Genomic DNA, 12,698 nt, shown 5'->3' on the forward strand with positions numbered 1-12,698 from the left:
CTTTATTACATATTCGTTCTTTATATAATTATGCTAAATAGAAGACACCTTCGGGTAAAGGTCATGCAAGTATTGTATGCCTACAGTTTGTCGGAAGATAAAAACCTTCCTGATTTTGAGAAAAGTCTACTGAAAAATGTAGAGGAAGTTGATGAAATGTACATCTGGACACTGAATCTTTTGGATGAGGTGGCCGAATATGTACTGATTGATGTGGAAGGTATTGCAAATAAGTGGATTCCCACCCAAAAAGACAAAACGTTTTCTTCAACCAAATTAAACAATAACACTTTTATCGATTCCTTGCGTCAAAACCGCGAGTACTTGGAAAAAGTGAAAAAGTACAAAGTAGATTGGAATTATGACCCGGAGATCGTACGTTCCATCTTCGCGCAGTTAAAAGATTCCGAAACCTATTTGGAATACCTGGAGCAAGAAGATCGCTCCATCGCCGTAGAGAAAGATATTATTAAACATATCTTCAAGAAAATTATCTTGAAATCTACCGATGTAGAGCAGGCTTTCGAAGAACGCTTCATCAACTGGCCGGTAGACCGCGAGGTGTTACAAGCCATGATTGCCAAAACCTTTAAAAACTTCAGCTCTGAAGTTCCGGCAAAGAATAAATTAGCCGACCTTACCCCAAGCTGGATCGAAGACAAAGACTTTATTTTAGACCTGCTTAAATTAACCATTAAGTATGCGAAAGAGTACCAGGAATTGATCTCTGCCAAAACAAAAAACTGGGAAGCCGACCGTATCGCCTTAATCGATAATTTATTGATGCGCATGGCGATTACCGAGCTTATTCACTTCCCAACCATCCCGGTTAAGGTGACAATTAATGAATATATCGAGCTTTCCAAGTCGTTTTCTACACTGAAAAGTAGTACCTTTATCAATGGTATTTTAGATAAAATATTAGCAGACCTCACCGCTCAACGTCGTATTAAGAAAGAGGGCAGAGGGTTAATCGCATAATCACATATGAAGAAATTAAGCCTACTTATAGCCGCAGGTGCTTTCGTATTTGCTGCTTGTAACCAAACAGCAAAGGACGCAACACAAGAAACCGCTACAGAAGTTACCGAAGGAACAGATGCCCTTGCTGCAAGTGGCATTATGGAATTTGAGGAAACGGAGTTTAATTTCGGAAAAATTAAAGAAGGCGAGCAGGTTGAGCATGTTTTTAAATTCAAAAACACAGGAGAAGCCCCAATTGTTGTTGCGCAAGTTTCGGCCAGCTGTGGATGTACCACGCCAACTTATACCAGCACACCGGTAAAACCTGGCGAAGTAGGCGAGATTACCGTGAAGTTTGACAGCCATGGCCAAGTTGGTCAGCAACAAAAAATAATTACCATTGCTTCCAATGCACAAAAACGTGTAACCACGGTGCAGCTAAAGGGAGAAGTGGCCGTTCTATAAGTGTAAACAAATAAATTAAAATAATCAGATGATTTCAACTATTTTATTACAAGCAGGAGGCGGCGGAATGATGCAGTTCCTACCGATTTTACTGATGGTGGTCGTATTCTATTTCTTTATGATCAGACCTCAAATGAAGAAACAGAAAGACCATAAAAAATATATCGAAGAATTAGGTGTTAATTCTAAAATCGTGACCACAGCAGGTATTCACGGTAGAATTGTAGAAGTAAGCGATACAACTTTCTTAGTAGATGTAGGTTCAGGCGTAAAAATTCGTTTCGACAAATCTGCTGTCGCTCTTGATGCTTCTAAAGCAGCTAATGCACAAAAAACTGCCTAAGCAAAACTGAATTAAACAAAAAGAGGCCGTATCACAAACTAAAAGTTGATACGGCCTCTTTTTTTTCTTGTCACAGTATTCCCCAAGAACTTCACTTGATCCATTGTATAGGTACTACAGAGTTTCTATTTGTTATTAACACAGTAAATTAAAATCTTCAATTAAGATTTATTTAAGATATCCTTGTCAGGATCAGAATTATTTAGGTTTTTTTTATTATAATATTGTAGGGCTACAGTAAATAATAATGAAATGCAAAGCCCTACTAATATCCAACCCTCTTCTTTTTTTGAGTAATTACCATATAGGTGCACATACAGATTTATACCCAATAAACATCCTGTCAATACTATTGTAATTATTTGTAATATTTTCATTTTTTATTTAAACTCTATTTTTTCTTCTTCGATTTTTTTATTATAACATTTAATTTTTCCCTGTTCTAGTATAGAAATTATTTTAATGTATATAAAATAATAGAAGAATTTATTTTTAATACGTATTAAAATCACAAATTAAACAAGCATTTATTTAAAGCATGTAACGTAAAAGTATAAGTTTTATCACTTAGAGTCGTTCCGCATAGAAGCTACTTAAAAACATAAGTATTTAGTGATTTTTTCAATCCGTTTATATAGATGGTTATTTTAAAAAATTTAAGTAAAAATTATAAAGGTTTTTTTAATCTTAGTCAATCTCCTAATGATTGTAGGTCAATAAAAACATAAAATATAAACACAAAAAAAGAGGCTGTATCAACTATTTATGATACAGCCTCTTTTTTTTATGTTTAGCTTAGTTTCCAGGCCAAGATGCGATTGATCTTGTTTCCTTGGTTCATGGAAATCACTTGGATGTCTTCCACCTTATGGTATTCCAAAATGGCACGTAAAGGTTTCAAGTTTTCCTTATTGGATACCAGCGTGGTACAATAGCCTATTTGCTTCTTAAAAGTAAAGCTATCGTAAATCAACTGGGTAATAAATTTCTTCTCACCGCCTAGCGTCCACAACTCGGTGGCCAAGCCTTTGTAGTTAGACTCCGCATCGCTGGAGATTCGAAGGTTATGGTTTTTGCGGGCAACACTCTGCGCGTGGTCTTCACTCGATTTGAAGAATGGCGGATTGCACATAATGGCGTCGTAATATTCACCCGGCAGAATCATATCCTCCAATATTTTCTTCGAGTCATTTTGCTGCCGCAGGCGAATCTGTTTCGCCAAGTCGGGGTTATCTTTCAATATCCCTTTTGCATTGGTTAAAGAGGGGATATGTGTGTCTGTTCCGGTGAAGGACCAGCCATATTCCTTAACCCCCAGAATCGGATAAATTAAGCTAGAACCCGTGCCAATATCTAGAATATGCACTTGTGCACCTTTCTTTTCGCCCAATAAATCGGCCAGGTAATGAATATAATTCAATCGTCCCGGTACGGTAGGCACCAAACTATTTGGCAATATGCGCCAACCTTTTATACCATAGGTTGTTTTTAACAAAGCCTTATTCAGGTGAAATACTGCCTCAGGCTGCGTAAAATCAACCGAAAGTTGGTCGTCGTATAGGTTTAAGAGGTATTTCCGTAAGTCCGGAACATTCTTAGCCAGACGTTCAATATCATAAGATTGATTGAACTTATTTCTGGGATGTAAATTTTTTGCGTTTTTTTCCATTAATTTTATAACGTTCAAAGATACCTATTAATAAATGATTGAATCTAATATTTTGTTGGTCATGCTCTTATTTTTCTTCATGGCCATGTTATTTGTCTTAAGTCAGCGCATCAAAGTATCCTATCCTATCCTCTTAGTGGTGGGAGGATTACTTATTTCCTTGATTCCGGGCATCCCTGAAATTAGCATCAATCCCGATATTGTTTTCCTGATCTTCCTGCCACCCTTACTCTTTGAAGCCGCTTGGTATACCTCATGGAACAGCTTCTGGCGCTATAAACGCTCCATCATGATTATGGGATTCGGATTGGTGTTTGTCACTTCCATGGCCGTGGCCTTTCTTTCTGTGCATATTATTCCTGGCTTTACCTTAGCCTTAGGCTTTCTTTTAGGCGGTATTATCTCACCGCCCGATGCGGTGGCCGCGACCTCGGTGTTGAAGGATGTCGACATGCCAAAACGCGGAATTACCCTGTTAGAAGGGGAGAGCCTGGTGAACGATGCGGCATCCCTTACGGTATTTCGACTAGCCTTGGCTGTGATAATTACCGGAAGTTTTGAACCTCAAGCTGCCATATTCGATTTCTTTATGCTGGCCATCATGGGCATCTTTGTCGGCCTTGTTATCGGGCATATCCTCTATATATTCCTTAAATACATCGCCAAGGCTTCCAGTATTACCACGCCAATTACCTTAATTGCGCCTTATATCATGTATATCGTGGCCGAGCATTTTGAATGGTCGGGCGTATTAGCCGTCGTCGCCGGTGGATTGTTTCTGTCCTTCCGCGCGAAGGATTATATGGATTACCATACCCGCATTCAAACCCGCGAGGTATGGGATACCGTAGGCTTTCTCCTCAACGGCTTTGTATTTATATTAATCGGATTGGAACTGCCGATTATTATTGAAGGCATTGAAGATGTATCCATGGAATGGGCCATTCAGATGGCCTTGGCCATTACCGCCCTGATTATCGTTTTACGCATTGTATTTATCTACGCCTCAGCCTTTATTCCACGGATGATGTTTCGTAGCATCCGTACAAATGAAAAGAATCCAGGCTGGAAGCTGCCCCTCATCATCGGTTGGGCAGGGATGCGCGGGGTTGTTTCTCTGGCCTCGGCTTTAGCTATTCCCCTTAGCCTCAGTGATGGCTCGGCCTTCCCACACCGAAACCTGATCTTGTTTATTACATTCGTAGTCATCTTAATCACCCTAGTGCTGCAGGGGCTCACCCTGCCTTGGGTAATCAAAGCCTTAAAGCTTCGCGGCAACTCCGAGGAGATCCCTCGGGAGGTGCAGATTGAAGCCATCCGCTATCGCCTGGCCCGAGAGGGGATGAAGATGGTCGAATCCAAATACGAAAAAGAACTGCGCGAAAGCTTTACGGTAAAAGCGATCTATACCCAAATGAAACGCCGCCTGGATACCTCCGCCTCCACCATCGACGAGGAGTCCAAAATCCGTATTGCCAACGAAAAAGAACTCTATAAACGCATTACCCAAGATGTGATCAATACCCGCCGCAAAACCCTATACGCCATGCTCGGCGAAAAGAAATACGATGATAGTGTTTTGCGGGAGTTAGAGCATACGCTAGATTTGGAAGAATCGAGGTTGCATAGGAATTAGGGAAGGCTGTGTCATCGTGAGTATTTAGTATTTAGTAGTTAGTATTTAGAGCGTGGTGCCATCGTTTTTGTCATCATTTTGTCACCATTTTGTCATGATGAGGAGGGTAAAATGTTTGCAAAATTATTGGAAGGTGATGACATTAAGTAGCATTGCTTGTTAAGCATTGCTTCCAAACTACGGCACGCTATGCTGGTAAACTGCGGCCCGCTTTGTGTCGCGTTGTGGCCAGGGTTGTCATGGTGAGCGGAGTCGAACCATTGGTACGTCAATGCAAACCAAAATACATAACCACCTTATTTACAGTGTTTTGTAGAAAAATGTCATTGGTAGCGGAGTCGAACCACGAACGACTGGTACGTCAATGCAATCAACCAAACAACCCACCTGTACTAACAAAGCATTACAAAAACATGTTATTGGTAGCTGTGTCAAACTAATGGTACGTCAATGCAATCAGTAAACACAGTTTTCTCCGCTAGCAATTTTGGTCTCATATAAGATGTTGACAGTAAGTGTGTTAACCATTTTTGATTGCATTGACGTACTAGTCGTTCGTGGTTCGACTCCGCTCACCATGACAATTCCATGACAAATCGAAAAACAACGGCTGAATACGCCATACTCTAACTACTAAATACTCCATACTAAATACTTTTCACTTCCTTTTCTCACCCCTTTCACTCCCCTTTCAAACCCCTTTGCAAAGGGGAGAGCAACGCTTCTCAAACGTTACAACAAAGCTTCATAAAAAATCTTCATTAACTTCAACGTAAAAGCATTATTACCTAAAAGTTAACTGTAGGTAACTATGCACCTTCGGTAACTCCTATTGCAATACCTTCCGATTGCACGTATATTTAGGCTGTACAATGAATATTTTATTCCATTAAATACTTACAATTATTTTAGATTGCACACTTCATGTTGATAAAACGAAAGTTTTTAAAATGAAAATCGAAAATAGCTGCCACAAGGCAGCTATTTTTTTTGGGGGAAATATAAAAGGGAGGAAATAAAAAAGTCCTGCAGGCTAATACCTGCAGGACTTTCTATTATATTACGTTATTCCAACTTATTTCGATTGGTTTTCTATCCACTTACGGGCATTCACGAAGGCTTCTAACCAAGGACTTACCTCGTCTTGGCGACCTTTGGGATAATTCGCCCAGTTCCATTGGAAGATGGAACGCTCGATGTGTGGCATGGTCACTAAGTGACGACCGGTTTTATCACACATCATGGCTGTGTTAAAGGCAGAGCCGTTCGGGTTATGTGGATACTCTTGGTAGCCATACTTCGCTACAATCTGGTATTGATCTTCTGCGTATGGTAAGTTGAATTTACCTTCGCCGTGCGATATCCAAACCCCTAATGTGCTACCAGCAAGGGTAGAAAGCATGATGGAGTTGTTTTCTTGCACTTTTACCGATACGAAGTTTGATTCGTGTTTTTGGGAAGTATTGTGCCCCATTTTACCATGAACTTCATGATCTGGGTTAATTAACTCCAATTCCATAAACAATTGACAACCATTACAGATCCCTACGGATAGGGTATCTGGACGGGCGAAGAAGTTTTCCAAGGCGTTTTTAGCTTTCTCATTGTATAAGAAGGCGCCCGCCCATCCTTTTGCCGATCCTAAAACGTCGGAATTGGAGAAGCCACCTACGGCACCAATAAATTGGATATCTTCCAGGGTTTCGCGACCTGAAATTAAGTCTGTCATGTGCACATCCTTCACATCGAAGCCGGCAAGGTACATGGCGTTGGCCATTTCACGTTCCGAGTTCGATCCTTTTTCGCGGATGATGGCGGCCTTCGGTCTAGGTTTGCTGGCGTCGATTTGTGGTTTTTTACCATCAAAATGGGCCGGCAGGTTAAACTGCAAAGGCTGGTTTTTATAGTTTTGGAAACGCGCATCGGCGGTTCCGTTTTTCGATTGTTTCTGATCAAGCAAGTACGAGGTTTTATACCAGGTGTCACGTGTTTCAGCTACATCGAAGCTAAAGCTATCGTTTTGATTTTTGATGCTTACTGTAGTTCCAGCAATGGCTTGTCCGATTTTCACAGCGTCAATTTGCGCATCAGCCATGAATTTCTCGAAGCTGCTATCGTCTTTAGCTTGCAAAATCACCGCAATATTCTCATTGAATAGGGCTTTAACCGTATCAGCCTCGTTTAGGGCAGATAGGTCGTAGTTTGCAGCAAGGTTTACATCGGCAAAGCACATCTCCAATAAGCTGGTGATTAATCCACCGGAACCTACATCATGTCCTGCAGCAATCTGTCCGTCTACAACCAATTCTTGAATGCTGTTGAAGGCATTAGCGAAGTAATTGGCATCTTTAACGGTAGGGACTTCTGAACCAATTTTATTGTTTACCTGCGCAAAGGAAGAGCCACCTAATTTGAAGCAATCTTTGGATAGGTTGATGTAGTAAATAGAGCCTGCATCTTTTTGTAAAACAGGTTCTACCACTTTATTGATATCGGTACAGTTTCCTGCGGCCGAGATAATTACCGTACCTGGCGCAATCACGTTTTCACCATTCGGGTATTTTTGTTTCATCGACAAGGAGTCTTTTCCTGTCGGGATATTAATACCTAAGGCAATAGCAAAGTCTGAACAACCTTTTACTGCTTGGTATAGGCGTGCATCTTCACCCTCGTTGTTACATGCCCACATCCAGTTGGCTGAAAGGGATACCCCTTGTAAGCCTTGCTGAATAGGTGCAAATACCAAGTTGGATAAGGATTCGGCGATGGCGTTTCTAGAGCCTGCAACCGGATCGACTAATGCTGTTAATGGCGAATGCCCTACGGTAGTGGCAATACCTTCTTTCGATTTATAATCTAAGGCCATGACACCTACGTTGTTCAACGGTAATTGCAATGGACCTACACATTGTTGCTTAGCTACACGACCACCCACACAACGGTCTACCTTATTGGTTAACCAGTCTTTCGCTGCTACAGCTTCCAGTTGTAACACCTGGTTCAAGTAAGCTGGAACCTCAGACACTTGGTAAGTTAAGTCGGAATAGTTACGTGTCAGCTTTTTGTCGTTCATCACAGTCTTCGGTGAAGAGCCAAAGAAATCTGCCAAGGCATAGTCCATTGGTTTTTCGCCAGTACTTTCCGATTGGAAGGTGAAGCGGTGATCGTTCGTTACGTCGCCTACGGCATACATTGGTGCACGCTCGCGATCGGCAACGGCTTTTAATTTTTCAATATCGGCTTCTGCAATCACCAAGCCCATACGTTCTTGAGACTCATTTCCGATAATCTCTTTTGCAGAAAGAGTAGGGTCGCCTACAGGCAGTTTATCTAAATCAATTAAACCACCGGTGTCTTCCACCAATTCTGATAAACAGTTTAAGTGTCCACCTGCACCATGGTCGTGGATGGAAACAATAGGGTTATGATTTGACTCTACAAATGCGCGGATGGCATTTGCGGCACGTTTTTGCATTTCCGGGTTAGAACGTTGGATGGCATTCAATTCAATACCTGATCCGAAAGCTCCGGTATCGGCAGAAGATACGGCTGCACCACCCATACCAATACGGTAGTTTTCACCACCTAGGATAACAATTTTATCGCCAGCTTCGGGTTTATGCTTTTTGGCCTGGTCTAATTTACCATAACCAATACCGCCTGCTTGCATAATCACTTTGTCGTAACCTAATTTACGGCCATCTTCTTCATGCTCGAAAGTTAATACCGATCCGGTGATCAATGGCTGTCCGAATTTGTTACCAAAGTCGGATGCTCCGTTGGAAGCTTTAATCAGGATATCCATTGGTGTTTGGTATAACCATTTACGTTCTTCCATCCCTTTTTCCCATGGTCTGTCGGCCAAGAGGCGAGAGTAGGCCGTCATGTAGATGGCTGTACCTGCCAAAGGCAAAGAACCCTGACCGCCAGCAAGGCGATCGCGGATTTCCCCTCCAGAACCTGTTGCAGCGCCAGAGAAAGGCTCTACTGTTGTCGGGAAGTTATGGGTTTCCGCTTTTAAGGAAATAACAGAATCAAACTCTTTTTCTTCGTAGAAATCAGGCTGATCGGCAGATTTGGGAGCAAATTGGGTAACGCGCGGGCCTTTTACAAAGGCTACGTTATCTTTATAGGCAGAAACAATGCCATTTGGGTTTGTTTCCGAGGTTTTCTTAATCAATTTAAAGAGTGAAGTCGGTTGTTCTTCACCATCGATCACAAAGGTACCATTGAAAATCTTGTGACGGCAGTGCTCGGAATTCGCTTGCGAGAAAGCAAAGACTTCAGAGTCAGTCAGCTTGCGTCCAATTTTGTCGGCAAGGGCATTGAGGTAATCCACTTCTTCAGGGCTTAATGCTAAGCCTTCGGATTGGTTGTAGGCCGCGATATCATCGATGGCTAAAATAGGCTCCGGGCTAATGTTGATGGTATACATGTCCTGCGTTAGGGCGCTGTATTTTTGCGAAATCATCGGGTCGAAATCCGTGAATTCGGCACTTACCGGCTGAAACTCTTCGATACGAATTAACCCTTCAATCCCCATGTTTTGGGTAATTTCTACGGCGTTGGTACTCCATGGCGTTACCATGGCAGCGCGTGGGCCTACATAGTAATCGTTTAAAGCTTGTTCGTTGAGTTTTGTAGCATTGCCAAAAAGCCAGTTTAGTTTGGAGATATCTTCGGTAGATAAATCTTTTTGGGTTTGAACAGCATATACACTGTTCGATTGGTTCACGAAGAAATGAATCATTATTAAAGTGAATTTTTAACGTCCTTCAATTAAAGCACAAAGTTACGTATTATTTTAACAATAAGTTCCTAGGGAAAGTCATCTTTTTACCTTGAAATGCTTTTTTTCACGGCAACAGCCCCCCTGGGGCGGGATGGGATTTTTAGCAACAAAATAGTACATTTGTAGCATGGCAGTGAGGCGAATCAGTAAAGTGCAACGGCGTAAATTATCTATTTTTTTACGCTGCATCATTATTTCATTTTTAGCTTGGACATTATTCGCCATATCGAGCGATTATATCTATTCGAAAAAGGCCAGCATGAGCTATGTAAACCTGCCGGAGAGTAAGGCCTTTCACCCCCTGCAATCGGACACGGTGACGGTAAAGCTGAAGATGACCGGCTGGAAAGTGTTGATGGAGCGCCTGAAACCCGATACAGCAAAGATTCAAGTGGATTTAAGTGGATTGAAAAACCGGAATTTCATTGTGTTTGGCAATCAAATTGGTTTTATTAATCGCCAATTCCGACAGGAAGAACAGGTGGTTGGCGTTTCACCCGATACCTTATATTTCGACTTCTCCAAGCAAACGCAGCGGAAAATCCCGGTAAAAGCGGTGCATGCCCTTACTTTTCAGAAACAATATGGCATTGTCGGTGAGACGAAAACATCACCAGAATATGTCACCATTACAGGGCCTTTAGAAGATGTTGCCAGTATTGAATACTTGGAAACCGATACCATTAAAGGTAAAGACGTAAATACGGATGTACGTACGGTGGCCTACCTAAACCGCCAACAGCGAACAAACATTACCATTTATCCTACCTTTGCCGAAGTGACGATACCGGTGGGGGAGATGACCGAAAAAGTGATCGAATTGCCCATTAAAGTTGAAAATGGGAAACAATATACCTCCGTTCGGGTTTTGCCTAGTAAGGTGAAAGCGACGGTGCTGGTTGCCGTTAAGGATTACAATAAATGGACCTCCCGCGATTTTGAGGCCGTGGTGGATTTGGATGCCTGGAAGGAACATAAAGTAGAAAGTTTGCCGGTGATTATGACCAAGGTGCCAGACTTTTGTCAGGTATTGAGTGTGGAACCGCAAAATGTAGATTTCTTTGTGCGCAAATAATATGGGATTGAAAATTGGAATAACCGGAGGAATTGGTGTTGGGAAAAGTGTGGTGGCTCGAATTTTTAAAATTTTGGGGGTGCCCACCTACGATGCCGATAAGGAAGCGAAAGCCATTATGTATACCAATGATCAGGTGCGTGCCGCCTTGGTGGATACGTTTGGAAAAGAGGTGTATCATGCGGATGGCAGCCTAGATCGGGCTTGGCTTTCTGCGCGGGTGTTTTCCAATGAAACGGAATTAAAAAAATTGAATGCCATTGTGCATCCTGCCGTCATTCAAGCGGGGGAAGATTGGGCCGATGCCCAAACGACAGCCTATAGTTTAAAGGAAGCCGCCCTTTTATTTGAAAGCGGCTCCTATAAGGCCTTGGATTATTGTATTTTAGTGAGTTCACCGGAGGATGTTCGTATCCAACGGGTGATGGCGCGCGATGGCTTAACGGAAGCGGAAGTGCGCCAGCGTATGAGCAAACAGATGCCGGAAGCTGAAAAAGAAGCACTGGCCGATTTTATTATCTATAACGATGATGAGCATAGCCTTATTGAACAGGTTATGCAATTGCATCAACAATTCTTATCGAATACCTAGCTGTATGGCTGAAATAATTGAAGACTTTCTGGTGAAACGTGATAAGGGCTATTACTGTCCTTATGGCGATTTTTATATTGACCCTTTGTACCCGGTGAACCATGCCGTGGTATCGCATGCGCATGCTGATCATGCGAGTCCCGGGCATAAACACATATATTGCACGGCAGCTACTGCAGCCTTTATGCAGGTGCGTTATGCCAAGCAAGCCTTGGCTTCCTACCAATGTTTTGAATTTAAAGTTGACTTTCACCTCAATGGGGTGGATCTGGTTTTTATTCCTGCAGGACATATATTGGGCAGTGCGCAGATATTTATGACCTACAAGGGCGTTCGTTATTTGTATACAGGTGATTATAAGTTACAGGCCGATCCTACCTGCGAGCCTATTGAAATGGTAGAAGCAGATGTGCTGATTACGGAAACCACCTTTGCCAATCCGGAGGTTAAGCATCCCAATCCGGAGACGGAAATCCTTAAATTGGATGTCGCCAGTAACATTATGTTAGGCTGCTATTCCTTGGGTAAAGCCCAACGCTTAACTGCTCTGCTGAACACCTACTTACCCGAAAAGGAAGTGTTGGTGCATCACAGTATGCTGGCCTTCCATAAAATATACGATCGCTATGGCAATTTCCCGCTGCGCTATGAATTATACAATAGAAAGCAGATGAAAGGACCGGAGCAGAATAAAGTGTATTTGATACCTCCATTAACATTTAATAGCTATAGACGGGCCAAAAATGTATTGCGCGTTTTTGCATCGGGCTGGGCCCGCCTGCAGGCCAGCAACGATATCAGCCTGTATTTATCGGATCATGTGGACTGGGAAGATATCTTAGTTTTTATAGAACAAGTGAAGCCTCGGGCCATTTGGACCTTACACGGCGATGGCCGACAATTGCATCAATACCTCGCCGATAGTTTAGAGATTCGTGATATTATAGAACAAACATATAGTCCTGATTTTTGTTAGTACTAGGTACAAACTTAAAAGGAAAGACATATGAACAAATTCTTTAGAGCATTAATTGCTGGATGGGGCGCCAAAAAGATGGGCCTTGGCTGCTTCGGAACCATCATTGTATTTATCATTATCTATTACTTATTAGGGTATTTATAGGCCCTATATAATAATGGCTAGTAGTTTTGCTACTAGCCAT

At 42.2% G+C, this 12,698-nt stretch carries 9 protein-coding genes; 7 read left to right on the top strand and 2 right to left on the bottom strand.

Features of this window, described 5'->3' with window-relative positions:
- Positions 1–30: 30 nt before the first annotated feature.
- From nusB to yajC, 3 genes are read left to right on the top strand one after another with little or no spacing between them, the layout of a single operon-like run.
- A complete protein-coding gene (gene nusB, locus GQF63_RS05455) occupies positions 31–981 on the top strand; it encodes a transcription antitermination factor NusB (protein ID WP_170292226.1) in 951 nt (316 codons plus the stop codon).
- 6 nt (positions 982–987) lie between these two features.
- Positions 988–1,428, top strand: coding sequence for a DUF1573 domain-containing protein (locus tag GQF63_RS05460; protein ID WP_160368106.1), 441 nt, complete (start codon positions 988–990; stop codon positions 1,426–1,428).
- A 28-nt stretch (positions 1,429–1,456) separates the two neighbouring features.
- Entirely contained in the window at positions 1,457–1,771 is a 315-nt protein-coding gene (gene yajC, locus GQF63_RS05465) for a preprotein translocase subunit YajC (protein WP_160368107.1), read from the top strand.
- A gap of 790 nt (positions 1,772–2,561) precedes the next feature.
- On the opposite strand, the gene rlmF is transcribed toward yajC, so the two are convergent.
- On the bottom strand, positions 2,562–3,440 hold the full coding sequence (rlmF, locus tag GQF63_RS05470) for a 23S rRNA (adenine(1618)-N(6))-methyltransferase RlmF (protein WP_160368108.1): 879 nt from the start codon (positions 3,438–3,440) through the stop codon (positions 2,562–2,564).
- Positions 3,441–3,474: 34 nt separating this feature from the next.
- Here rlmF and GQF63_RS05475 point away from each other — a divergent pair, with 34 nt between their 5' ends.
- Positions 3,475–5,076, top strand: a complete 1,602-nt coding sequence (locus GQF63_RS05475; RefSeq protein WP_160368109.1) for a Na+/H+ antiporter — start codon at positions 3,475–3,477, stop codon at positions 5,074–5,076.
- 1,075 nt (positions 5,077–6,151) lie between these two features.
- On the opposite strand, the gene purL is transcribed toward GQF63_RS05475, so the two are convergent.
- The gene (purL, locus tag GQF63_RS05480; RefSeq protein ID WP_160368110.1) at positions 6,152–9,826 is read right to left on the bottom strand and encodes a phosphoribosylformylglycinamidine synthase; all 3,675 of its coding nucleotides are present in this window, start codon (positions 9,824–9,826) and stop codon (positions 6,152–6,154) included.
- Between the two features lie 169 nt (positions 9,827–9,995).
- Here purL and GQF63_RS05485 point away from each other — a divergent pair, with 169 nt between their 5' ends.
- The 3 genes from GQF63_RS05485 to GQF63_RS05495 are packed head-to-tail and all read left to right on the top strand — an operon-like array spanning position 9,996 to position 12,511.
- Complete coding sequence (locus tag GQF63_RS05485; RefSeq protein ID WP_160368111.1) at positions 9,996–10,943, top strand: CdaR family protein; 948 nt, start codon at positions 9,996–9,998, stop codon at positions 10,941–10,943.
- Between the two features lies 1 nt (position 10,944).
- On the top strand, positions 10,945–11,535 hold the full coding sequence (gene coaE / locus GQF63_RS05490) for a dephospho-CoA kinase (protein ID WP_160368113.1): 591 nt from the start codon (positions 10,945–10,947) through the stop codon (positions 11,533–11,535).
- A 4-nt stretch (positions 11,536–11,539) separates the two neighbouring features.
- Positions 11,540–12,511 carry an MBL fold metallo-hydrolase gene (locus tag GQF63_RS05495; RefSeq protein WP_160368115.1) on the top strand — a complete coding sequence of 324 codons (972 nt, stop codon included), beginning with the start codon at positions 11,540–11,542 and terminating at the stop codon, positions 12,509–12,511.
- Positions 12,512–12,698: the final 187 nt, after the last annotated feature.

The sequence above is a fragment of the Sphingobacterium humi genome (assembly GCF_009768885.1).
GTDB lineage: Bacteria > Bacteroidota > Bacteroidia > Sphingobacteriales > Sphingobacteriaceae > Sphingobacterium > Sphingobacterium humi.

Coding starts and splice junctions, on each gene's coding strand:
- nusB (WP_170292226.1), top strand. CDS start 31: ATGCTAAATAGAAGACACCTTCGGGTAAAGGTCATGCAAGTATTGTAT.
- GQF63_RS05460 (WP_160368106.1), top strand. CDS start 988: ATGAAGAAATTAAGCCTACTTATAGCCGCAGGTGCTTTCGTATTTGCT.
- yajC (WP_160368107.1), top strand. CDS start 1,457: ATGATTTCAACTATTTTATTACAAGCAGGAGGCGGCGGAATGATGCAG.
- rlmF (WP_160368108.1), bottom strand. CDS start 3,440: ATGGAAAAAAACGCAAAAAATTTACATCCCAGAAATAAGTTCAATCAA.
- GQF63_RS05475 (WP_160368109.1), top strand. CDS start 3,475: ATGATTGAATCTAATATTTTGTTGGTCATGCTCTTATTTTTCTTCATG.
- purL (WP_160368110.1), bottom strand. CDS start 9,826: ATGATTCATTTCTTCGTGAACCAATCGAACAGTGTATATGCTGTTCAA.
- GQF63_RS05485 (WP_160368111.1), top strand. CDS start 9,996: ATGGCAGTGAGGCGAATCAGTAAAGTGCAACGGCGTAAATTATCTATT.
- coaE (WP_160368113.1), top strand. CDS start 10,945: ATGGGATTGAAAATTGGAATAACCGGAGGAATTGGTGTTGGGAAAAGT.
- GQF63_RS05495 (WP_160368115.1), top strand. CDS start 11,540: ATGGCTGAAATAATTGAAGACTTTCTGGTGAAACGTGATAAGGGCTAT.